Origin of the sequence: Streptomyces sp. PTY087I2 (assembly GCF_001687325.1) — a bacterium.
Lineage (GTDB): Bacteria > Actinomycetota > Actinomycetes > Streptomycetales > Streptomycetaceae > Streptomyces.
This window is the reverse complement of record NZ_LZRD01000004.1, coordinates 43,882-66,146: the sequence shown is the minus strand read 5'-3', so window position 1 is coordinate 66,146 and position 22,265 is coordinate 43,882. Positions and strand designations below refer to the sequence as shown.

The window sequence follows — 22,265 nt, the reverse complement described above, 5'->3', positions numbered from 1 at the left end:
CGTACGGGCTACCGCCCCCCGCGCGCCCGCTCCTTCGCCAGCCACGGGCCGAACTCGCTCTCCAGCACCAGCCGCCCCAGCTTGCGGTACTCCTGGAGCACCGCCGTGACGAGCTGGTCCATGGTCAGCGGGGCGTCCGACTCCGCCGCGAGGTAGGCCGCGGTCACCGCGCAGGCCCGGATCGAGCCGCCCGCCAGCTCGAAGCGGTCCGCGCAGAACTCCAGGTCGAGCGTGGCGTCGCGCGGGATCGCCGGGCCCAGGCAGCGGTCCCAGAGGGCGAGGCGCTGGCGGGCGTCGGGCATCGGGAACTCGGCGATCACGTCGAGGCGGCGGGTGAACGCCTCGTCGAGGTTGGCCCGGAGGTTGGTGGTGAGCACGGCGATGCCGTCGAAGGACTCCATGCGCTGGAGGAGGTAGGCCGACTCCATGTTGGCGTGCTTGTCGCGGGAGTCGTTCACCTGGGAGCGCTTGCCGAAGATCGCGTCGGCCTCGTCGAACAGCAGGATGCCGTTGACGTCGGACGCCTCGGCGAAGATGCGTTCCAGGTTCTTCTCGGTCTCTCCGATGTATTTGTCGACCACGGTGGAGAGGTCCACGACGTAGAGCTCCATGCCCAGTTCGGCGGCGACGACCTCGGCGGACATGGTCTTTCCGGTGCCGGACTCCCCGGCGAACAGGGCGATGACGCCTCTCCCCCGGCCGCCGCCCGGCCGCATCCGCCACTGCCCGAGGACCGTCTCGCGGTGGCGGGCGCGCAGGGCGAGTTCGGCGAGCTGGGTGCGGGTGGCCGGGGGCAGCACCAGGTCGTCCCAGCCGACGCCGGGCTCGATGCGGCGGGCGAGCCGTTCCAGGCCCGCGCCGTTCTGGGCGCGGACCGCGGCGCGCAGGTCCTCCGGGGTGACCGGCCGGGGCCCGAGGACGGCGAGCCGGGAGGCGACGGTCGCGGCCCGGCGCAGCTGGCCGGAGTCGAGCCGGTAGGCGGCGGCCGCCTCGACGAGCGCGTCGTCGGCGGTGGCGTGCGCCGCGGACAGGCCGACCGAGCGCCCCGCGTCGGCGAGCGCCCGCCGCCACTGCCGCGCCATGCCGTCGGGGCCGGGCGGCGGGACGGTGACGGGCACCGGGCTCTCCGGGGTCCACAGCGGGTCCCAGTTCTTCTTGCCGTACGCGATCAGGGGCGTCGAGCCGAGCGCCGCGCACAGGGACCCGAGCAGCCGGGCCCCCTCGGGGCGTTCGGGGGCGAGCGTTTCGAGCGGGCCGAGGATCACCCCGGCCCGGCCGAGGCAGGCCTCGGTCGCCAACGCCCGTACGAGCATGGCCGGTTCGGGCGCGGTGGCGAGCGCGGCGATGTCGACGACGAGGGGGCGCCGGCCGGTGGCGTGCAGGGCCTCGACCGCGAGGCCGTGCGGGTCGCCGCCCCGGTCGAGCAGGTGGACCAGTCCGCTGCCGGTGCCGAGGGCGGCCGCGATCCGGAGGACCTCGGGCCGTCCGTCCGGCTCCGGCATGCGGGTGTCCTCGCGGACGATCCCGCGCAGTCGGCCGTCGGTCTCGTCGTTGCCGAGGAGATGGGCGGTGACCCGGTCGGGGACGCACAACAGGCGTGAGAGAAGCGGGCGTTCGGTGTCGGCGATCTCCAGCAGGCCGCCCGCGACGAGCGGGGCGGACGGCGAGAACCGGAAGCGGCCGGAGCCTGCGGCGGGCAGCCCGCAGAGTTCCAGGGCGAGGCCGATGGTGGGCCGGCGGCGGGTGAGGTCGTCGTTGAGGTAGCCGTACAGCCGCTCGAACCGGGGGTCAATGTCCGGGGCGAGGGCGACCAGCAGGAGGTCGACGTCCGGCGGGGTCAGCCCGAAGCGTTCGGCCAACTCGCCGAGCCTGCCGCCGTCTTCCGCGCCGCCCGGCGCCCCGTCCCCGTACACCGGTACGGGGGTGAACGCGTCGCGGGTCTCCAGGATGCGGGCCGCGGCCTCGGGGGTGAGGTACTGCCCCCGGTAGGGGTCGTCGGGGTCCGGGTCGACGGCCCGGCGGGCGGCGACGGCTTCCCGGACCCGCTGCTCGACGTGGCCGAGCCGTTCCCAGAGCGCTTCGACATCGGTCAACGCGCATGCCTGCTCGGCCTCTTGTACTGCCTGGGTCATCGTGCGGCGTTCCCCCGCCTGCGTCGGCCGGGTGGCAGACGCCGTTCCCGGGGTGCGGCGAAGCCCTGCCCGCCGGGGTCGGTCGCCCCGTCGTAGCGCAGCCGGCGGCCGGGGTCGCCGGGGTCGCCGTCCAGGTGCGGTGCGGTCTTCATGACGAGGCCCTCGGTGACCGGCGGTCCGGCGGCGGTGCGTTCGCCGGCCAGCGGGGCCAGGACCCGCAGGTCGATAGCGGCCTTCAGCTCGCCGCCGAGCGCGGACCAGACGTCGGAGGCCGACGGGCCGCCGGCTCCGGGGCCCGCCGCCTCCAGCTCGACGGTCAGGCCGAGTTCCGCGAGGCTGCCGGTGTGCAGCCGGGCGGGCAGCGTGTCGGTGCGGACGAGAGTGCGCAACACCTCGGAGAGCAAGCGGTGTTCGTCCTGCGGGCGGTTGGTCCAGGCGGTGACCAGATACGTCAGCTCGAACCAGCGCGGCGGGGTCCGCCACCCGGTGACGACACCTTCCTCGTCGTGCGTCTCGGCCGTGCCGGTACGCCGCCGGGCCGCGTCCTCGCGGATGCCGTGCAGGAAGACGCTGATGGTCGGGGCGTTGCGACGGGCCGACCAGTCCTTCGTCGGGGCGTCGAAGACCAGGTCGACGCCGCTGTCCTCCAGTCCGGCCTCGGCGAGCAACAGCCGCAGCCCTTCGTCGACTTCGTGGATCATCGGCGGATCACCTCGTCGGGCGGGGTGATGGTGCCGAGCACCACGAGGAAGTCCGTCTTCACGGGGCTAAAGCCTGGGCCCTTCGCGATGATGTCGCGCGGCCCGGTCTGGTCCTTGGCCAGGATGAGGAGCTGGGCGATGAACGTGCCGTCGCCGAGCGGCCGGGTCGGGGCGGCCGCGGCGGTGATGCCGGGCTTCCAGCTGAGGGTGACGGGCGCGCCGGGCGGGAAGTCCTTGCCGCGTACGGAGGTGACGAAGCCGGGTTTGCCGACCTTGGGCACCGCGATGATCCGGGGCTGGAGGATGCGCAGCGGGATCCGGGAGACGTTGTCGCGGAGGTTCGCGTCGGTGCCGGTGGTGGTGAGCGACGCGGTGATCGTCGTACGCAGCGCCTTGTCGGGCGACAGGACCACGCTGATGACCGTGGACGCACGGGGCGCGAGGTCGGGGAGCGTGCAGGCGCCCGCGGTGCAACCCGCCGGGAGTGGCCCCGCTGGGATGTCCCGGGGCAGTCCGAGGTCCAGCCGGAGGCCGGTGGCCAGGGCGTTCCTGCCGTTGCGCACGGTGTACGTGACGACCACCTTGCCGCCGACGTAGCCGGGGCTGGGCTGGGCCCGCACCGTGACGGCGGGCCCCGCCTCGGGCGCGGGCGGCGGGGGCGCGGGGGCCGGCGGCGGGGGCGGTGTGGTCGCGGGCGGCGGGGTGGGTGCGGGGGGTGTCGGCGCAGGCGTCGTCGGCGTAGGGGTCGGGGAAGGTGTCGTGGGGGTGGGAGACGGCGGGGGCGTCGTCGGGGGCGGGGTGGGCGGCGGGGCGTCCTCGACCGGGACGATCGTGCCGGTGGCGTTGTCCGTGGGGTTGGGGTCGATGACGGCCCCGGTGACGGACCAGTTGACGCGCTGGATGCCGGTGGTGACGCCGGTCAGCCGGGCGGTGATCTCCACGTCGGCGCCGGGCGGGACGGTGCCGAGGTCGCACTGGGGGGTGCCGGGTGCGCAGGTCGCGGTATCGGTGGTCAGTTCCTCCAGCCGTACGCCGGGCGGGGCGTCGACAGTGAGGATGGTGCCGGGCGAGGGGGCGGGGCCCCGGTTGGTGACGGTGATCGTCACCTCGGTGTCGGAGCCGACCTCCACGGCGGGATGGGTGGGCGGGGCGGTCAGCGACAGGTCGACGGACTGCTGGAGGGCGGGCTCCTTCTGCCGTCCGGCGTGCGTGTTGTCGACGGGGGTCAGGTCGCCGGAGACGATGTCGAGGACGGAGAGCTGTTCCAGGGAGTTCGGGGCGAGTTCGCGGCGTGCGGTGAACACGAGCTTGTCGCCGCCGGGCGTCCAGGCCACGTCGCGGGGCTGGTGGGGGCCGGTCGCGGTGGTGTCGGGGATCGGCAGGTCGCAGCCGTCGGGGTTGTCCTTCTGGACGGAGGGCAGCACGACGCGGCAGCCGCCGCCGCTCAGGGGCTTGATGAGGACGCCGGCCTGCTGGTTGACCCTGCCGCCGCCGTCCTTGCGGTTGAACGCCACCTTCAGGCCGTCCGGGGAGAACGCGGGGCTGTCGTCGATGACGTCGCAGTCGCCGGGGCAGATGGTGGCGCTCAGGTCCCGCTGCCGGCCGAGGTCGGCGACCGGCACCACCCAGATGTGCTTGTTGCCGCCGTTGCCGTTGATGACGTGGTTACGGGTGAAGGCGAGGTTGACGCCGTCGGAGGACCAGGTGGGCTGGGCGTCGCCGCCGGTCTGCTGGCCCTCGGGCGGCCGGATCTCGTCAAGGATCTCACCGCTGGCGACGTCGGCGACGAGGATGCGGCTGGGGCCCGCCGCGTCGCCGGTGCCGCCGGGCGAGGTGCGGGTGAAGGCGAGCTTGGTGCCGTCGGGCGAGAAGGCGGGGTCGGTGTCCCAGTCGTTCGGGCCGCGCCCGGCGAGCGGCAGCGCCGCCGCGTTGCCGCCGTCGGCGTCGGCCATCCAGATCCGCTCGATCCGCCCGGCGTCGGTGTCCTCGAACCGGGTGACGACGATGCGGCGGCCGTCGGGCGTGTAGCTCTGCCGCTCGGTCCACGGGTCGTAGCCCTCGGCCGGGTTGAACAGGGGATCCACGGCGGGGTTGTCGTTGGTACGGGCCGCCGGGTCCTCCTTGAGGATGGTGAGGCCCAGGTCGCGGGGGTCGGAGCCGTCCTGCCGTACGTCCTGGAGCGTCACGATCTGCGCGGCGGCCAGCAGCTCGTCGGGCTTCTTGACGGTCTCGGGGTCCGGGGTGATCCGGGGGACGACGACGGTCCCGGCCGGGGGGAACCAGGTGGGCGGCCCCACCTGGCGGTTCTCGTCGACCAGTTGGTCCGGCGGGTTCGTACCGTCGAAGGCGGTCACCCGGTAGACGTGGTCGAAGTCGTCGCAGCCGCAGGTGTGGTAGGGGCTGAGGAAGACGATGTCCTTGCCGTCGGGCAGCCAGGAGGCCGACCGGGTGCCCCACTCGGCGTGCCCGCCGGCCAGCAGCGGGCGGTCGGTGCCGATGCCCTCGGTGGCGCGCAGTTCGGTGCCGTCGTCGACGTCCGGGTCGGGGTTGGTGGTGAGGGTGTACGCGACGATGTTCCGGTCGGCGGGGTCGGTGCCCGGGTTCCAGGAGGGCTCGGTGGCGTCGCCGGCCGGTGCGTCGCTGATCCGGGTCTGCGGCCCGCCGGCGGTGTCCCGTACGTATATCTGCCAGCCGAGCGCGGTGTCGCCGTCGCAGGCGTACGCGATCCTCGTGCCGTCCGGGGACCAGGTCGGGGACTCCTCGTTGTCGGCGGTGTCGGTGAGCCGCCGCAGATTCGAGCCGTCCACGCCGACCGACCAGAGGTCGCGCTGGACGGTTCCGCCGGGCCCGGGCTCCGCCGAGTCGAAGACGACGGTCCGCCCGTCCGGGGAGAGTTCGGGGCGGGCCGCGTCCCGGCCGTCGGTGAGCCGGCGTACGGAGCCGTCCGCGCCGCGTACGTACACCTGGGGCTTGGCGCTGTCGCGCAGGCTGGTGAAGACCAGGACGTCACCGCGGGCGGAGGGGTCCTGGTCGTAGTGGGCGGGCCCGTCGCCGAAGAGCGGGTCGGTGGTGTCCTGGTCGTTGGCCCGCCCGAGGCTGCGGTGTTCGGTCCCGGCGAAGGCGATACGCCCCGCCTGGCCCGGTTCGGCGTCGGCCGGGGCGGCGACGGCCTGCCCCGCCCCGTCGGGCGCGGCGGCCGAGCCGACGAGCAGCAGCGGCGCCAACAGCACCACCGCGCCGGTCAGTCGGCCCAGCCGGGAATGCTTCGCCGGGCCAGCAGTGCCGGTCACGGCCCACCTCACAGTCTGTCGATCGACTCTCCACCGGCCAGCCTCGCGCCCGTGCGGGTCCGGAGAACAGTCCGCGAGTACCCGGAACGGGGGAAGGGAGCACTGCCCTTTGCGGCGGTGGGCGACCGCCGGGCGGTGACCGGGGTGCCTTGGGGGCGCCCGTCCGCCGGGAGCGGGCCGCCGGTGCGGCCCGGGCCGGTCCACGGGGAGCGAGGGCGTTCCGGGAGCCCCGGGTGGTCGGCCCGGGCCGGCGCGCGGGCCTGCTCGGCAGCCCCGGTGGCGGCCCAGGTGGGAGCCCCGGTGGCCGCCCGGCCGGAGGCGTGCCGTTCTCCGGCCGGGGCAGGGCGCCTCAGATCAGGCCGTGGCGCATCGCGTAGCCCACCGCGTGGGCCCGGTTGCGGAGTTCGAGGCGGGTCGCGACCTCGTGCAGGACGTTCTTGACGGTGCGTTCCGAGTACGACGTCTTCTGTGCGATCTCCGCGGTGTCGCAGCCCTCCGAGACCAGCCGGATCATCTCCGCCTCGCGCGCGGTGAGCGTGGACAGGGTGAGCCCGCGGGGGTCGAGGACCGTCCGCTGGAGGGAGCTGACGTGGTCGAGGAGCTTGCCGAGCAGATCGCCCGGCAGGACGCCCTCGCCGTTGGCCATCGCGCGCACCAGGTGGACGAGCCGGTCCTGGTCGGCCTCGGCGCGCCGGAGAACGGCGGCGACCCCGCACTCGATCATGGTCTGGAGGGCGCCCGACTCGAAGTAGCCGACGACCAGTCCGGTGCGGGTGGACGTGTTGCGCTGGAGGCGGTGCAGCAGCTGGACGGTGGACTCGCCCACCGTGTCCACCACGACCAGGGAGACCTGCGCCCGGTCCGCATCGGCCTCCGGCAGCAGTTCTATCTCGGGGCGCACGCGCAGTTGGTGGACCATGCCGGTGTGCAGGATCAGGTCCTCCGCGTACACCGCGACGGAGACCCGGCCCCCGGCCGCTCCCCCGGCGCCGGGCGTGCGGCGGTCGGCGGTCTCGGGCCTGCGGTACTGCCCGCGCGCCGCCGTGCTGTTCGTCGTTTCCGTGATCGTCATCGTTCCGTGCCCGTCTTCCTCAGGTACTTGAGCCCGATATGCCTGCTGTGCTCGTCATCGCCCGCGCCGGCCGGGGCAGGGTGCGCGGGCCCGGGGCGGGGGCCCGGGGACACCGTGCCGGTGGGCCCGCGGGGCACCACCGCTGCCCGCTTCTTGCCCTTGCGTCTCTGCTGCCGCACCGGGTCGGCGGCCTACGGTCGCAGAGTGACCACATCTGCCGAACTCGCAAGCCCCACGGTGACGGTGTCGCCGGGCGGTACCGCGACGACCACCCTGACCGTGCGCAACGACGGCGACATCGTCGAGGCCTACACCCTCGAAGTGGTCGGCGACTGTGCCGCCTGGACCACCGTCGAGCCGGCGCGTGTGTCGCTGTACCCGGGCACCTCCGAGACGGTGACCCTCACCTTCGCCCCGCCCCGTTCCCACGAGGTCCGGGCGGGCGAAACCCCCCTGGCCGTACGGGTGCTGCCCGCCGAGCGCCCCGAGTCGGTGGTGGTCCCGGAGTCCACGGTGACCGTGGAGCCCTTCCACGAGCTGCGTACGGAGCTGGAGCCGCGCCGCCGCCGGGGCTGGCTGGGTGCCCGGTTCCGTACCGCCGTGCAGAACAAGGGGAACACCCCGGTCGACGTGGCTCTCGCGGGCCGGCAGGACGGGGAGGATCTGCGCCTCGCCTTCACGCCGGACAAGAAGCGGCTGGAGCCGGGCGAGTCGGCGGAGATCGCGCTGAAGGTCCGGGCCCGGAAGCTGATCTGGTTCGGCGAGCCCGTCACCTGGCCGTTCGAGGTCCTGGCGACCGAGAGCGCCGAGGGCGGCGAAGGGGACGCCGAGTCCAAGGCCGCGGCTGCGGTGGCGGTCGTCGCCGACGACGGGCAGGGCGCTGGACCCGAGCCGCTGCCCGGGGAGTTCGCCCAGATACCCGTGCTGCCCAAGTGGCTGCTGATCGTGCTGGCGGCGCTGCTCGCGCTGCTGCTCGCATGGTTCGCCCTGGTGCGGCCCGCGGTGCAGAGCACGGCCGAGCAGGCCGGGGCGAAGGCCGCGCAGGAGGAGACCGAGCGGGGCAAGGAGCAGGGGTCGACGCCGCCCGGCGGTGCGGAGAACCCAGCCGGCGGCCAGGGCCAGGGGGCCGGTCCGGACGGCACGGGCCCCGACGGGACCGGTTCCGGCCCGGGCGGCACCGGCGGGGGCGGCGGCACCGGCGGGATCGGTGGCGGCGGCGGGGGCGAGCAGGCCTCCAGGACCATCGACGTGAAGACCCGGGCGGGGGGCACGGCGGAAGGCGCCTACAAGGTTCCGGCCGGGAAGGTGTTCCGCGTCACGGACGTCGTGGTGGCGAACTTCCAGGGCGACGAGGGCCTCGTGACGATCTCCTTCGGAGAGAACAAGATCACGACGATCGCTCTGGAAACCTTCCGCAACCAGGACTATCACTGGGTCACCCCCATTCAGGTTCCGGAGAACGCCACCGTCACCGCTTCCGTCACCTGCGCCAAGCCCGGCACTCCGGCTACCGGAACTCAGGCTTCCGGGTGCCATCAGGTTCTGAATGTCAGCGGCGTACTGAGCGATCTCGCACGGTAGAAGAACGGCAGAAGGAACGATAGAAGGACGGCGGAAGGGCGGCAGAGGGACAACCGGCAGGGCGACGGAATCAGCGACGCCGAGCCCTCCGCTCCGCCTTCCGACGAGACAACAGCAGAAACCCGGCCGAGAGGAAACCCGGCGTGCCGGGGAGTGGCGGAATCGCCTTCCCGGATACGCCGGCGGCCTCCCCCGGTTCGGTCGCCCGCGGCGTCGGCAGCACAGGAAGAATATCCGCTTCCGGTGACCACGGGCACGAACCGACCTGCTCAGGGCCAGTTCTGACGGTTCGACGGCAGATGCCGGGTGCCCGTTCGGAGCGTCTTCGTGCCCGCTTCCCGTCCCCACCCCCGGCCGAATCCACCCACCTTCTCGGCGCATTCTGGCCGAATCGCACCACCTCGGAGTGTTTCGCCGACACCCCCGGACGGTTCCCGGCCACCGGTGGTTTACCGGGAAAAAGAGATACCAAACACATGGGGTCTCCGGCGCGCCGTCCCGCCTTCCCCCAATCCCCCTGCCGGGGCGGCTCGGCCGGGCCGTGGCGTAACACGTTGTTCTCGTTCTCTTCATGTGGACGGCGGAATGCGCGTGGCCGACCGGGAATAGGGGCGAACGCTTCCGAGCGGACCGCCAAGGGCAGGGTTACCCGGCGTACGAGAGTCCGGAAAGGGCAGTCTCCTTGCCCCGCGTCCAGGACTCCGGGACCTACTCCCGGCCCGCGCGGCCGGTCAAGACTGGGCGGTGATCGAGTGACCGTCCAGAAGGAGCGAGCATGCCGTCGTACCTCACCCCCGGTGTTTACGTGGAGGAGGTGCAGTCCGGAGCACGGCCCATCGAAGGAGTCGGCACCGCGGTCGCAGCCTTCGTCGGCTTCGCGGGGACGGGCCCCTTCCACCGGCCGACGCTGGTGACCAACTGGGACCAGTACGTGCAGACGTTCGGCGCCTTCACCGCCGGCACCTATCTGGCGCACGCCGTCTACGGCTTCTTCGCCAACGGCGGCGGCGCGGCCTACATCGTGCGCATCGGCGGCCCCGCGCAGGGCTCGGACGGTGCCGACGGCGCCGGGCAGGCCTCCGTCGCCCAGGCCCCCGCACCCGTCGCGCTCGGCGGGTTCCTGGTCGCCGCCAGGCCCGGCACGGGCGACGGCCTCTCGGTGGAGATCGCCGACGCCGAGGGCGAGAACCCGCCGGAGGACCGCTTCCGGCTGCTGGTCCGCCAGGGCGGCAAGGCCGTGGAGACGTACGACGTGTCCACCCGCAAGAACGTCAAGGGCTACCTGGTCACCCAGACCCGCGACTCCAAGCTGATCCAGGTCACCGAGCAGCCCGGCACGGCGCAGAGCCGCCCCGAGAAGCAGACCGTGGCCCTGGCCCCCGCGACGGCGGCCGCGCCCGGCAACGGGGTGGCCAGGATCGACGCCTCCGAGTACGTGGGCGACGCCTCCGCGCGTACCGGGTTCGCCGGTCTCGAAGCGATCGACGAGATCACGATGGTCGCCGTCCCGGACCTGATGAGCGCCTTCCAGCGCGGCGACATCGACGCCGAGGGCGTCAAGACCGTGCAGCTCGCGGTCATTTCGCACTGCGAGCAGATGGGCGACCGCGTCGCCGTCCTCGACACCCCGCCCGGCATGAACGCCCAGCGCGTCCGCACCTGGCGCAACGAGGACGCCGGTTACGACTCCCGCTACGCCGCCCTCTACTACCCGTGGGTCAAGGTCTTCGACCCGGCGAGCGGCCGCAACTCCCTGGTCCCGCCGAGCGGTCACGTGGCCGGTGTCTGGGCCCGCAGCGACAACGAGCGCGGAGTCCACAAGGCCCCCGCCAACGAGGTCATCCGAGGAGCGGTGGACCTGGAGATCCGGCTCTCCAAGGGCGAGCAGGACCTCCTCAACCCGATCGGCGTGAACTGCGTGCGCGCCTTCCCCGGCCGCGGCATCCGCATCTGGGGCGCCCGCACGCTCTCCTCCGACCCGGCCTGGCGCTACCTCAACGTCCGCCGGCTCTTCAACTACCTGGAGGAGTCCATCCTCCTGGGCACCCAGTGGGTGGTGTTCGAGCCGAACGACGACCGCCTCTGGTCGAGCATCCGGCGCAACGTCACCGCGTTCCTCACCGAGGAGTGGCGGCGCGGCGCACTGTTCGGCCGCACCGCCGAGGAGGCGTTCTACGTCCGGTGCGACCGGAGCAACAACCCGCAGGAGTCGATCGATCTCGGTCAGGTCGTCTGCGAGATCGGGGTGGCGCCGGTGAAGCCCGCGGAGTTCGTGATCTTCCGGCTCTCGCAGTTCTCGGACAGCACGAGCCTCGTCGACGAGTGACCTTCGCGGTCCTCTCCCCCCACCCCTTCACCTCCCTTCACTTCCCTTCCCGATCAGAACAGGTGACACACAGCCATGGCAGAGGGCGACGCTCTTTCCACCCACGTCTTCGGCGTTCAGCTCGGCGGCTATCTCGTGGAGTCCATCCAGGAGATCAGCGGCATGACCGTCGAGGAGGAGGTCGTCGAGGTCCGTCAGGTGACCGCCGACGGCAAGCAGATCATCCGCAAGCAGCCGGGCGCGCGCCAGGCGGGCGAGGTGACGATCACCCGCGGGCTCGACAAGAGCAGCGAGTTCACCACCTGGATCAAGGAGACCCTCAACAACGGGGCCGTCGACACCGCCCGGCAGAACCTCACGATCGAGATCAAGGACTCGACCGGTGAGACCGTCCGCCGCATCCAGCTGATGCAGGGCTGGGCCTCCAAGTGGGAGGGCCCCTCGCTCAAGGCCGGCGAGTCCAGCGCGGCGACCGAGACGGTGACCATCACCTTCGAGGAGATCGTGGTCGAATGAGGCGCCGGACCGTTACGCCGGGCGCCGGGCTCGAAGAAGTCCTGGACAACCTCGCCGCGGCCCCGGCCGCGCGCGAGGACTCCTCCGCACCGGCCTCCTCCGCCCCCGCCCCCGCTCCCGCCCGCTCGCGTGAACGGGACACGTTGCAGACGGAGTTCACCTTCGAGCTGCCGCGCGGGTACGTCGACGACGAGGGCCAGGTGCACCGCGACGGCACCATGCGGCTCGCCACGGCCCGGGACGAGCTGCGGCCCCAGATCGACCTGCGGGTGAAGGAGAACCCGGCGTATCTGTCCGTGGTGCTGCTGAGCCAGGTGATCACCCGGCTCGGCCCGATCACCGACATCCACGCCGGGATCGTCGAGCGGATGTACGCGACCGACGTGGCGTTCCTCCAGGACTTCTACCGCCGCATCAACAGCGAGGGCCACACGCATGCCGCGGTGACCTGCCCGCTGTGCCACGGGTCGTTCGAGGTGGACCTCTCGGGTGGGCGCCTGGGGGAATCGTGACGTACGCGCTTCCCCGGTTGCGGGAGGAGATCGCGTACGTCGCCTACCACTTCCATTGGCAGCGTGAGGACATTCTCGACCTCACCCACGGCGAGCGTCAGCAGTGGGTGCGGGAGATAGCGCGGATCAACACCCGCGTCAACGAAGGCGGGTGATCGTGTGGGGTTCGGGGACTGGCTGCGCCGGACGGGCCGTCAGCGGTCGGTGACGCCGTCGGGGGAGGGCGAAAACCTGGGCGGGGGCGACGACATGTCTGCCGTGCCCACCGGAGTCGCCGTGCCCGCCGTGTCTGCCGGGCCCGCTGTGTCCGGCGAGGCCGGGGGCGGTGGCGACGGTGCCGGTGGCAGTGCCGGTGCCGGCGGCTGGGACGGCGGGTGGCGGCGGGTGGCTCCGCCGTCGGTGACCGTCGCCCGGTCCTCGATCGGTGTGAGCGACGGTCTGCGGTTCCGCTCGCGCCTGGCCTCCTGGCAGAACCCGTCCCTCGGCGGCGAACTCGGCCACGCGGTCCTGCCGTCGGCCCCGGTCGGCCTCATCCACGGCGTCGCCCGCCCGGGCAGCGCCCGGACCGCCTCCCCCGGCGGACCGCTGCTGCTGCGCGCGGTCCGGCCCCAGGACGCGGATGAGCCCCCCGAGCCCACGCAGGACCTGCCGTCCGCCTCGGTGAACCGGGCTGCGGGCCGGGCCAGCCGGACCGGCGGCGGTGCGCGTACGGGGTCGGGGTCCGGGTCAGGGTCGGCTTCTGGTACGAGGCCGGGGAAGCCGGGTCCTGGGGCGCCGTCGGTCCAGCGGTCGGCGTCGGTCCAGAGGTCGGACGGGGCTGCCCCGTCGGCCGCGAGCCGATCGTCGTCGGGGTCACCGGACCGGTCGGGGTCGGCCGGTCGGTCGGGGTCGGCCGGTCGGTCGGGGACTTCCGGTTCCTCGAAGTCCTCGGGTCCGTCCGGGGCTTCAGGGGCTTCAGGGGCTTCAGCACCATCGCGTTCTTCCGGTCCGTCCGGCTCATCCGTAGCTCCGGGTGCCGACTCCTCCGACTCCTCCGGCCCCTCCGGCCCCTCCGGCTCCGACGCTTCCTCGCGTGCCACCACCGGCCACGGGCGCGGACCGGGCTCCGGGTACCGGGCCCGGCCCGCGGCCGTACGTCCGCAGCGGATCGCCCCGCCGCTGATCGTCGCCCGGCGCCCGGCGATGCCGTTGCGGCAGATCGCCGGGCTCCCGCCCGCGGCACCCGTCGCGCCCGTCACACCCGTCACACCTTCTGGTCCTGCCGCCCCTTCGGCTGCTTCCGCCGCTCCGGCTTCGGCTGCTCCTGCCGCTGTCCAACGGGCCGTGTCCGAGCGGCGGAGCGGCCCGGACCGTACGGCTCCGGAACCCCCGTCTCCCGACCGTGCCTCCGGCCCGCCCGCCGCCGAAGGGGTGCGCCCGGCCCTGGGCAAGCCTCTGCGCGCGCTGCCGGACGGAGCCAGGCCGGCCGGCGACGGCGGTCCGGCGGGCGTCGTGCCGTCCGCACCCGCGACGGCTCCCCCGGCCGCGGACATGCCGGTGCTCCAGCGCCAGGCGACGGACCCGCCGAGCTCTCCGGCCACGCCGTACGCGACGCCCCAGGTGCCCGCACCCGGTTCGGCTCAGGCGAAGGCGTCGGCCCGGCAACAGCCGTCGCCGGCACCGGACTCCCGCTCCCGGACATCTCAGCCGTCCCAGCCATCGCGGTCGTCCCAGCCGTCGCAGTCCCGGACACCCGGGCCGTCCACGACCTCGGGCCCCTCCCCCTCCGTGCAGCGAGCACCGGCCCCGCGCGGCGCGACGCCCACCACCTCCTCCCCGGCATCCCGGCCCGACGCTTCCGGCGGTTCACGGGCGCGGGCGCGGGTACGGGGCGGAATCGGCGCGCCGCTTCCCGCGCTGCCGCCGACCGCCCGGCTCGGCGGCGACGCCCCGCTGCTCGGCGACCGTACGTCTCCGGGGGCGGGGACGGGGACACGGCCGGACCCGGTCCGCGCCTCGGGCCACGGACCGGCGACTTCCCCGGGTTCCGGGCCCGTCGTTCCAGCGCACGCACCCGCACCGCAGGGGCCGCCCGCCGCGATGCCACTGCGATCGGCTTCCGCTACGCCTGCCGCGCCCGCCGCACCCGCCACACCCGCCGTACCGTCCTCGTCCTCGCCCGGACCCGCCTCCGTTCAGCTCGCGGCGGCCCCGGGCCACGCCCGTACCTCCTCCGACGCTCCCCCGCCCCCCGTACGCATCCGCCCCGTCGCCCGGGACCGGGCGACGACTCGGGGCTCCGGCGGTACGGCACCGTCGCTCTCGCCCACCGTCCAGCGGTCACGGGCCCTGCTCACCGAACGCCGCCTGACGGTGAACACCGGTTCCGCCGAAGGGTTTTCGGCACCGCCGACGGCAGCTGCGGCGGGCGGCAGCACCGCTCGTCCGGTCGTCGCGGCCACCTGGCGGCGTGACGTACCGCAGCCGGGCCCCGCCGACGCCCGGACCGGAAACCTGCCGAGCGCCCGGCAGCCCACCCCTTCCGGCGCGGTGCCGGGTGCCCGGGTCCAGCGTTCCACGACCGCGACCGCGCACCCTGCCCACCGAGGCAGCGGCGGCCCGGTCACCCCCGGCCGAGCCCGGCAGTCCACCGCCACCACCAACGCACCCGCCTCCGCCCCCTCCCCGGCCCCTGCCGGTGGCGTGCTTCAGCGACTCGTACGACGGTCAGGGCGGGCCACGAACCCCTCGCCCGCATCCCCCGGCGCTCCGCAGCCGAGCCCCGCACACCACACCGCTCCTGCCGCCCCCGTCGTCCAACGCACCGCCGCCTCCCCATCCGCTCCACCGGCTCCAGCCGCTCCGTCCGCGCCGCTCCCGTACGCCCCGTCCTCCCGGCCGGGCATGCCATCAGCACCGTCAACGTCTTCCGGGGCATCGGCGTCGGCCTCCGCAACCGCCCCCGGTCCGCGCCGCGTTCCCGTCGTCCGCCCCCATCCGCCCGCCGCACCCCGGTCAGCGCACGCCGTACCCGTACAGCGGCAGGCGATGCCGGTCGTGCCCGACAGTGCCGGTCCGCCCCTCACCGGGCCGAGCCCTGTCGGCGGTGCCGTTCCTGGCGGGACCCCGCCCCCCTCCGTACGGGTGCCGCCCCGCGCGCCCGCTCAGAGCACCGGGCCGGGGCGGCCGGAGACCCGGGCCCAGGCCGTTCAGCGTGCGGCGGCGAACGCCGGGATCGCCGGGGTGCCCGTGCGGGCCGCCCCGGCGAAGCCCGCAGCCGGGGCCATGGGGGCGGCGGCCAGCGGACCCGTCGGCACTTCCGACGCACCCCCGGCCGACCGGCTGAGCGGGACGGAGATCGAGGAGCTGGCCCGGCGGCTCCTCGATCCGGTGAGCCGGCTCATCCGTGCCGATCTGCGGCGGGGCCGGGAACGCAGCGGGCGGCTGCACGACGGCCGCCGCTGACGGCACCGTCACCGTCACCGAAACGCCCCCGTACGAGAGACCGCAGAGAAGACGAGAGACGCATGACCGACAACATCTTCGCGACGAGCGTGTTCTTCAAGCTCGCGATCGGCGGCAGCGACCTGGGCGCGTTCCACACCTGCTCGGGCCTGGGCGCCGAGGTGGAGATGGAGACGTACGCCGAGGGCGGCAACAACGGGTTCACCTGGCAGCTGCCGGGGCGGATCACCTGGACGAACATCACGCTGACCCGCCCGGTGACCACCGACACCCTCAAGATCGCCCGCTGGCTCAACGAGACGATCCAGCGCGTCGAACCTAAGGACGGCGAAATCGTGGCGCTGCGCCCCGACTTGAGCCGGATCATCAGCTGGCAGGTCCACGGCATCGTGCCGGTGCGCTGGCAGGGGCCGTCCTTCGATCCGGCCAACTCCCAGGCGGCGATAGAGACGTTGGAGATCGCACACGAGGGCCTGGAGCCCTCCTGACCGCACACAGCACATCCAGCAGGACCAGGACACCTGGACACAGGAAGGAGGAACGCAATGTCACCCGCTCTCCGCGCGAGCCGCGCTCGTGCCCAACTCACCATCATGGAGCCGCCGTCGGCCGTCGGCGCCAAGCCCGGCGGCACGCTCGCCCGCCTCACGTTGCAGTTCAACCCCGCCAAACTGTCGCTCAGCAAGAGCACCGAGTGGCGGCGTACCCCGTCCCGGATGGCCGGGCAGTCCGCGCTGCCCGAGTTCGTCGGCAGCGGCCCCCGGGCCCTGTCGCTGGAGGTGTTCCTCGACGCGACCGCCACCCACGACAACTCCGTGGAGAAGGCGGTCGAGCAGCTGATGACCGCCTGTGTCCCCACCCCCAGCAGCCTGGCCCGCAAGACGCCCGCCAGCCCCTGGGTGCGGTTCGACTGGGGGACGTCGAAGACGACCTCGTTCGACGGGGTGCTCTCCAACCTCTCGGTGTCCTACACCCTGTTCGACGTCGACGGGAAGCCGCTGCGCGCCACCTGTTCCCTCTCCATCGAGGAGGCGAGCGTCGATCCGGCGGGCCAGAACCCCACCTCGGGTTCGAAGGAGGCGCGGCGCACGCACCGGGTCGTGGCCGGGGACAGCCTGCCCCTGCTGGCCTGGCGGGAGTACGGCGACGCCACCGCGTGGCGCACCATCGCGTACGCCAACGACATCGACGACCCGATGCAGTTGACGCCCGGCCGGGAACTCCTGATACCCGGGCGGGAAGACCACCTGGCGGAGGAGAGCCGATGACCGGTAAGGACGCCCCCGGCCGTTCCTTCGCCGCCGACCCGATCGTGGAGGCGCCCGCCGAACTGCCCGCCGCCTGGGCCACCCAGCTGGTGAGCTGCGTGGTCGACGAGAACGTGGGCCTGCCGGACACCGCCGTCCTGATGTACCGGGACCCCGACCACACCTTCCTCACCAGGACCGGTATCGGCATGGGGACTCCGCTGAAGATCTCGGTGGTGACCGTGCAGGACCGGGCGCGCGAGCGGCTGTTCACCGGGGAGGTCACCGCGGTCGAGCTGGACACCGACACCACCGGCTCGTTCACCGTCGTACGGGCGTTCTCCAAGGCGCACCGGCTCCAGCGCGGCCGGAAGGTGATGGCGTACCGGAACATGAAGGCGGCGGACATCGTGCGCAAGGTCGCCGCCGGGGCGGGGCTGGCCTGCGGGCGGATCGAGGCCGCGCCGGTCACGTACAAGCAGCTGACCCAGCCGAACGTGTCGGACTGGGAGTTCCTCCAGCACCTCGCGGCCGAGAGCGGGGCCACCGTACGGGTGGACGACAAGGGCCTGTTGCAGTTCACGAAGCCGGACCCGGCCTCCTCGGCGCCCTCGCCCTCGACGTCCGCCACCCGCGACCCGATGGTCCTGGAGTACGGGAACAATCTGCTGGCCCTGCGCGCGGTGCTGACCGGGGCGGACGGGTCGGACAGCGTCGAGGTGCGCGGCTGGAACGTCGACACCAAGACCCGGCTGGTGGCCCGGCAGCAGTCCGTGCGCAGCGACACCGTCGCCCCGGGGATGAGCCCGTCGGACGCGGCGCGGATCTTCGGCTCCGGCGGCTCCCGTACGACGATCGCCGACACGCCGTACCGCACCCAGGCGGAGACCCGGGCCGTGGCCGGGGCGCTCGCCGCGTCCGTCAGCGCCGGGTTCGGGGAGGTCGAGGCGGTGGCGTACGGGAATCCGCAGCTGCGGGCGGGCCTGCCGGTGGCGCTCGGCAACGTGGGCCCCGCGTTCTCCGGCCGCTACACCGCGACCGCCGCGCACCACGTCCTCGAACCGGACACCGGCTACCGCACGACGGTGATCGTCAGCGCCTCCCCGGACCGGTCGCTGTCCGGGCTGACCGCCGGCGGCAACGCCCCCTCGCGCGGCCCGCGCATGCCCGGTCTGGCGATCGGCGTGGTCACCGACATCCGCGAGGAGGGCAAGGGCCAACGCGGCTGGGTGCGGCTGAAGTTCCCCTGGCTCGACGACACGTACGTCACCGACTGGGTGCGCACCGTGCAGTGGGGCGGCCAGGGCGGCGGCGGGGTGTTCAGCCCCGAGGTCAACGACGAGGTGCTGGTCGGGTTCGAACAGGGTCTGCTGGACAGCCCGTACGTGCTCGGCGGGCTCTACAACGGCGTCGACAAGCCCTCCCCGCACGACGTCCCGCTCGTCGACCCCACCAGCGGAAAGGTCAACCGCCGTTCCCTGGTGTCCCGTTCGGGGAACCGGCTGGAGCTGCTGGATGCCCCGCGCGGTCCGGCCGGGGTCCGCATCGCCACCGGCGACAAACGGCTCGACGTCGTCCTCGACGAGAAGAAGGGCGAGATCACGTTGAGCGTCAAAGCCCGTGGCGGAACACGGGAGTTGAGCTCCGTGACGCTGTCCGCCTCGGGCATCACGCTCGACGCGGGCGCCACCGGCGACGTGAACATCAAGGGCCGCTCGGTGACCGTCAACGGCAAGACGGGGGTCACGGTCGACGGCGGACTGCTCGCGGTCCTCAAGGCCAAGCTCATCAGGATCAACTGACCGCCCCCCCCGACCCCGATTCACCCCGAAGTCCCTTTTCACAGCAAGGAGAACCCCGGCCATGCCCCCCGCAGCCCGCACGGGCGACAGCACCGCCCACGGCGGTCTCATCGGCACCCCGCCCCCGGGTGCGTTGGCCGTGGCCACCGTGCTCATCGGCGGCCGGCCCGCGGCCGTCACCGGGAGCCTGCACGGGTGCGTCGTCCCCCCGCACGCGGCGCTCGGCCCCGGCAACGTGATCATGCCCAACCCGGCCGCGGCGATCGGCGGTGCAGTGCTGATCGGCGGACTGCCCGCCGCCCGGATGGGCGACAAGACCACCTGCGGCGCACCCATCATCAGCGGTGCGTTCAACGTCCTGATCGGGGGCCCGATGTGAGCGGCGACGGATATGCCGGACGCGGCGGCGGATTCATCGGACGCGGCTGGGGCTTCCCGCTGCGGGTCGGGCCGACGGGCGGCATCGCGCTGGTCGAGCGGGACCGGGAGATCGAGGAGGCGATCGGGCTGATCCTCGGCACCGCGCCGGGCGAGCGGCCGATGCGCCCGGAGTTCGGCTGCGGCATCCACGAGTACGTGTTCGCGCCCGGCGACGGGGCGACCGCCGGGCGGATCGCGCAGGAGGTCCGCAGCTCGCTGGAGCGGTGGGAGCCGCGGATCGAGGTGACGGATGTGGTGGTCGCGTTCGACGCCGTCGAGGAGGGCACGCTCTACATCGACGTGCACTACACCGTGCGGGCCACCAACGACCTGCGCAATCTGGTCTTTCCCTTCTACACGATCCCGTCGGCGCCCGGTTCCGGGGCCGGCCCGGCCGAAGGGGGTGTGCGCTGATGGCCCTGCCCTCACCCAACCTGGACGACCGGCGCTTCCAGCAACTCGTCGACGAGGCCAAGCGGTTCGTCCAGCAGCGCTCCCCCGAGTGGACCGACCACAATGTGTCCGACCCCGGGGTCACGCTGATCGAGACGTTCGCGTACATGGTCGACCAGTTGCTGTACCGGCTGAACCGGGTGCCGGACAAGAACTACGCGGCCTTCCTCGATCTGCTCGGTGTGACGCTGTTCCCGCCGACCGTGGCACGGGCCGAGATCGACTTCTGGCTCTCCGCGCCGCAGCCGGAGACCGTGCTGCTGCCCGCCGGTACGGAGGTGGCCACGGCGCGCGGTGAGGCCGAGGAGCCGGTGGTGTTCTCCACCTCCGAGGACCTGCCGATCGTGCCGAGTTCGCTGGTCCGGCTGGTGACCGCGCCGGTGTCGGGCGACCAGACGGACCGGACGGCGCCGCTCGGCGCGGGCAAGGACATCCCGTGCTTCCAGTCCCGGCCGGAGCCCGGCGACGCCCTGCTGTTCGGGCTGCCGACAGCCGTGCCTCGGTGCATCGTCGCCGTCCGGCTGGACAGCCGGGTGGAGGGCGTGGGCGTCGACCCGCGGCAGCCGCCGCTGGTGTGGGAGGCGTGGGACGGGGCTCGCTGGGTGGCCTGTGCGACCGGCACCGACTCCACCGGTGGCCTCAACCGGCCGGGCGAGGTCGTGGTGTTCGTCCCGGCCGGGCACACCGCGTCCGTCGTGGCGGGGACCCGGGCGGGGTGGCTGCGCTGCCGGGTGACCGCCCCGGAGCCGGGCCAGCCGTTCTACTCGGAGTCGCCGACGATCCGGGAGGCCGAGGTGTTCACGGTCGGCGGCACGACGGCGGCCGAGCACGCGGAGACCGTCCTCGATGTGCCGCTCGGGGTGTCGGAGGGCGTCGCCGGGCAGCGGTTCACGGTGAGCCGGGTGCCGCTGCTGCTGGACGGGGATCCTCCGGTCGTCCAGGTGTCGACGGACGAGGGCTGGGAGATCTGGACCCCGGTCGAGCACTTCGGGGCGTCCGGGCCCGGGGACCGGCACGTCCGGGTCGACGCGGTCGCCGGGGAGTTCGCGTTTCCGCCGGAGGTGCGGGAGCCGGACGGCACGATGCGCGCGTACGGGGCGGTGCCCGAGAAGGGCGCCCAGCTCCGCGTCCCGCGCTACCGCACGGGTGGCGGGTCGGCGGGGAACGTCGCCCGGGGTGCGATCTCCGTGCTGCGCAGTTCCGTGCCGTACGTCGCGGGCGTCAACAACCGTGAGGCGGCGACGGGAGGCGTCGACGGGGAGACCGTCGAGAACGCGAAGGTGCGCGCGCCCACCATCCTGCGGGTGCAGGAGCGGGCGGTGACCGCCGAGGACTACGAGCTGATCGCCCGGGAGGCCGCGCCGTCCCTGCGCCGGGTGCGGTGCCTGCCGGCCGTACCGGGCGAGGCGGGTGCGGTACGGGTGCTGGTGGTGCCGGACGCGGTGGCGGACGAGGACGGGCAGGTGCGGTTCGAGCAGCTGATCCCGTCGGACGCGGTGCTCGCGGCGGTGACGGAGCGGCTCGACGAACGGCGCCTGGTCGGCACCCGGTTGATCGTCGAACCGCCCGCCTACCAGGGCGTCACGGTCGTCGCCCGGCTGGTGACCGCCGCGCCCGGTGACGTGGACCGGGTGCGGGCCGAGGCGCTGGAGGCGCTGTTCCGCCACATCGACCCGTTGCGGGGCGGGGCGGACGGGCGGGGGTGGCCGTTCGGCAGGCCCGTGCAGTACGGGGAGGTCTTCGCGGTGCTCCAGAACGTGGAGGGGGTCGGGCTCGTGGAGGACGTCCGGCTGTTCCCGGCGGACCCGATCACGGGGCGGCGCGGGGCGGCGGCGGACCGGGTCGACGTGGCGCCGGGGGCCCTGGTCTTCTCGCACCAGCACCAGGTGGTGGTCACCGCGAGCGGGGCCGGTGAGGCCGTATGACGCGGGCGGCGGTGCCCGGGCTGCCCAGCCGCTACCCGATCGGGGAGCTGCTGCCCGCCCTGTACGCGGACGACGACCTGGCCCAGCGGTTCACGGCGGGCCTGGACACGGTGCTGGCCCCGGTCCTGTCCACGCTGGACAACCTGCCCGCGTACGTCGACCCGGCCCTCGCCCCGGCCGACTTCCTGCCGTGGCTGGCGTCCTGGGTGGGGGTGGAGGCCGATCCGGCGTGGCCGGTGGAGCTGCGCCGGGCGGTCGTCGCGCGCGCCGTCGAACTGCACCGGTGGCGCGGTACGCGGCGGGGTCTCGTCGAGCGGCTGCGGCTGGTCTGCGAGGTGCACGCGGAGGTCCGGGACGGCGGGGGCGCGACGTGGTCGGCGGAGCCGGGGTCGGCCCTTCAGCCCGCGCCGACCGGTGAACTCCTCGTCCGGGTCTGGCCGGTGCGCGCGGGTGACGCGGTGGACGCGGTGGACGCCCACCGCGTCCTGGAGGTCGCCACCGCCTCGTGCCCGGTGCACCTGACCTGCCGCGTCGAGGTCCTGCCGGGCCCGCCCGAACAGACTGGAGACTGACGTGACGCGTTCGTGCCCGGCATGCGGTACGGCCAACGGCGAGACAGACGACTTCTGCGGCAACTGCGGGAGCTATCTGGGCTGGTCCTCGGAGCCTGTACGAGGGGGGCGGGGGGCCGAGCCGGGGCTGGTGCCGGAGTTGGCGCCGGAGCCGGAGTTGGTCCCGGAGCCTGCCGCCGAGCCTACGGGGAGGCCGGGGGCCGAGCCGGGGCCCGCTCCGGTGGCGGGTGCCGAGCCGGAACCGGAGGCGGCCCCGGGGCCTGCCCCCCAGC

General features: G+C 73.7%; 18 protein-coding genes. 13 read left to right on the top strand and 5 right to left on the bottom strand.

Going from position 1 to position 22,265, the window contains the following annotated elements:
- Positions 1 to 8 precede the first annotated feature (8 nt).
- The 4 genes from A3Q37_RS05140 to A3Q37_RS05125 all read right to left on the bottom strand — a co-directional run bounded on the left by A3Q37_RS05140 (position 9) and on the right by A3Q37_RS05125 (position 7,195).
- Complete coding sequence (locus A3Q37_RS05140) at positions 9 to 2,132, bottom strand: ATP-binding protein (RefSeq protein ID WP_065478128.1); 2,124 nt, start codon at positions 2,130 to 2,132, stop codon at positions 9 to 11.
- Positions 2,129 to 2,833, bottom strand: coding sequence for a DUF4255 domain-containing protein (locus A3Q37_RS05135; RefSeq protein WP_065478126.1), 705 nt, complete (start codon positions 2,831 to 2,833; stop codon positions 2,129 to 2,131). Before A3Q37_RS05135 ends, A3Q37_RS05140 begins: the two co-directional genes overlap by 4 nt.
- The gene (locus A3Q37_RS05130; RefSeq protein ID WP_065478123.1) at positions 2,830 to 6,123 is read right to left on the bottom strand and encodes a DUF11 domain-containing protein; all 3,294 of its coding nucleotides are present in this window, start codon (positions 6,121 to 6,123) and stop codon (positions 2,830 to 2,832) included. The genes A3Q37_RS05135 and A3Q37_RS05130 overlap by 4 nt, the downstream gene beginning before the upstream one ends.
- 349 nt (positions 6,124 to 6,472) lie before the next feature.
- Positions 6,473 to 7,195: a LuxR C-terminal-related transcriptional regulator gene (locus A3Q37_RS05125; RefSeq protein WP_065478120.1), complete on the bottom strand. Its 723-nt coding sequence runs from the start codon at positions 7,193 to 7,195 to the stop codon at positions 6,473 to 6,475.
- Between the two features lie 237 nt (positions 7,196 to 7,432).
- On the opposite strand from A3Q37_RS05125, the gene A3Q37_RS05120 reads away from it, so the two are divergent.
- The 5 genes from A3Q37_RS05120 (at position 7,433) to A3Q37_RS37140 (ending at position 12,285) form a co-directional block, all read left to right on the top strand.
- Positions 7,433 to 8,776 (top strand): hydrolytic protein, encoded by a 1,344-nt coding sequence (locus A3Q37_RS05120; RefSeq protein WP_065478116.1) that lies wholly within the window; start codon positions 7,433 to 7,435, stop codon positions 8,774 to 8,776.
- 775 nt (positions 8,777 to 9,551) lie between these two features.
- The gene (locus A3Q37_RS05115) at positions 9,552 to 11,102 is read left to right on the top strand and encodes a phage tail sheath family protein (protein WP_065478113.1); all 1,551 of its coding nucleotides are present in this window, start codon (positions 9,552 to 9,554) and stop codon (positions 11,100 to 11,102) included.
- Positions 11,103 to 11,177: 75 nt separating this feature from the next.
- The gene (locus A3Q37_RS05110; protein WP_006127703.1) at positions 11,178 to 11,618 is read left to right on the top strand and encodes a phage tail protein; all 441 of its coding nucleotides are present in this window, start codon (positions 11,178 to 11,180) and stop codon (positions 11,616 to 11,618) included.
- Positions 11,615 to 12,130 (top strand): hypothetical protein, encoded by a 516-nt coding sequence (locus A3Q37_RS05105; RefSeq protein ID WP_065478110.1) that lies wholly within the window; start codon positions 11,615 to 11,617, stop codon positions 12,128 to 12,130. Before A3Q37_RS05110 ends, A3Q37_RS05105 begins: the two co-directional genes overlap by 4 nt.
- A complete protein-coding gene (locus tag A3Q37_RS37140; RefSeq protein ID WP_003966147.1) occupies positions 12,127 to 12,285 on the top strand; it encodes a DUF6760 family protein in 159 nt (52 codons plus the stop codon). The genes A3Q37_RS05105 and A3Q37_RS37140 overlap by 4 nt, the downstream gene beginning before the upstream one ends.
- Before the next feature lie 39 nt (positions 12,286 to 12,324).
- On the opposite strand, the gene A3Q37_RS37655 is transcribed toward A3Q37_RS37140, so the two are convergent.
- Positions 12,325 to 13,368, bottom strand: a complete 1,044-nt coding sequence (locus A3Q37_RS37655; protein WP_255311743.1) for a hypothetical protein — start codon at positions 13,366 to 13,368, stop codon at positions 12,325 to 12,327.
- Positions 13,369 to 15,157: 1,789 nt separating this feature from the next.
- Here A3Q37_RS37655 and A3Q37_RS37650 point away from each other — a divergent pair.
- The 8 genes from A3Q37_RS37650 (at position 15,158) to A3Q37_RS05065 (ending at position 21,993) form a co-directional block, all read left to right on the top strand.
- On the top strand, positions 15,158 to 15,574 hold the full coding sequence (locus A3Q37_RS37650; RefSeq protein WP_255311742.1) for a hypothetical protein: 417 nt from the start codon (positions 15,158 to 15,160) through the stop codon (positions 15,572 to 15,574).
- 62 nt (positions 15,575 to 15,636) lie between these two features.
- Entirely contained in the window at positions 15,637 to 16,062 is a 426-nt protein-coding gene (locus tag A3Q37_RS05095; protein WP_006127700.1) for a phage tail protein, read from the top strand.
- Positions 16,063 to 16,119: 57 nt separating this feature from the next.
- On the top strand, positions 16,120 to 16,842 hold the full coding sequence (locus A3Q37_RS05090; protein ID WP_065478104.1) for a LysM peptidoglycan-binding domain-containing protein: 723 nt from the start codon (positions 16,120 to 16,122) through the stop codon (positions 16,840 to 16,842).
- Positions 16,839 to 18,623, top strand: a complete 1,785-nt coding sequence (locus tag A3Q37_RS05085; RefSeq protein ID WP_065478100.1) for a VgrG-related protein — start codon at positions 16,839 to 16,841, stop codon at positions 18,621 to 18,623. The genes A3Q37_RS05090 and A3Q37_RS05085 overlap by 4 nt, the downstream gene beginning before the upstream one ends.
- A 61-nt stretch (positions 18,624 to 18,684) precedes the next feature.
- A complete protein-coding gene (locus tag A3Q37_RS05080) occupies positions 18,685 to 19,002 on the top strand; it encodes a PAAR domain-containing protein (RefSeq protein WP_006127697.1) in 318 nt (105 codons plus the stop codon).
- On the top strand, positions 18,999 to 19,457 hold the full coding sequence (locus A3Q37_RS05075; protein WP_065478097.1) for a GPW/gp25 family protein: 459 nt from the start codon (positions 18,999 to 19,001) through the stop codon (positions 19,455 to 19,457). The genes A3Q37_RS05080 and A3Q37_RS05075 overlap by 4 nt, the downstream gene beginning before the upstream one ends.
- Positions 19,457 to 21,421, top strand: a complete 1,965-nt coding sequence (locus A3Q37_RS05070) for a putative baseplate assembly protein (protein ID WP_065478094.1) — start codon at positions 19,457 to 19,459, stop codon at positions 21,419 to 21,421. The genes A3Q37_RS05075 and A3Q37_RS05070 overlap by 1 nt, the downstream gene beginning before the upstream one ends.
- Positions 21,418 to 21,993 carry a phage tail protein gene (locus tag A3Q37_RS05065; RefSeq protein WP_065478091.1) on the top strand — a complete coding sequence of 192 codons (576 nt, stop codon included), beginning with the start codon at positions 21,418 to 21,420 and terminating at the stop codon, positions 21,991 to 21,993. The genes A3Q37_RS05070 and A3Q37_RS05065 overlap by 4 nt, the downstream gene beginning before the upstream one ends.
- The last annotated feature ends 272 nt before the right edge of the window (positions 21,994 to 22,265 follow it).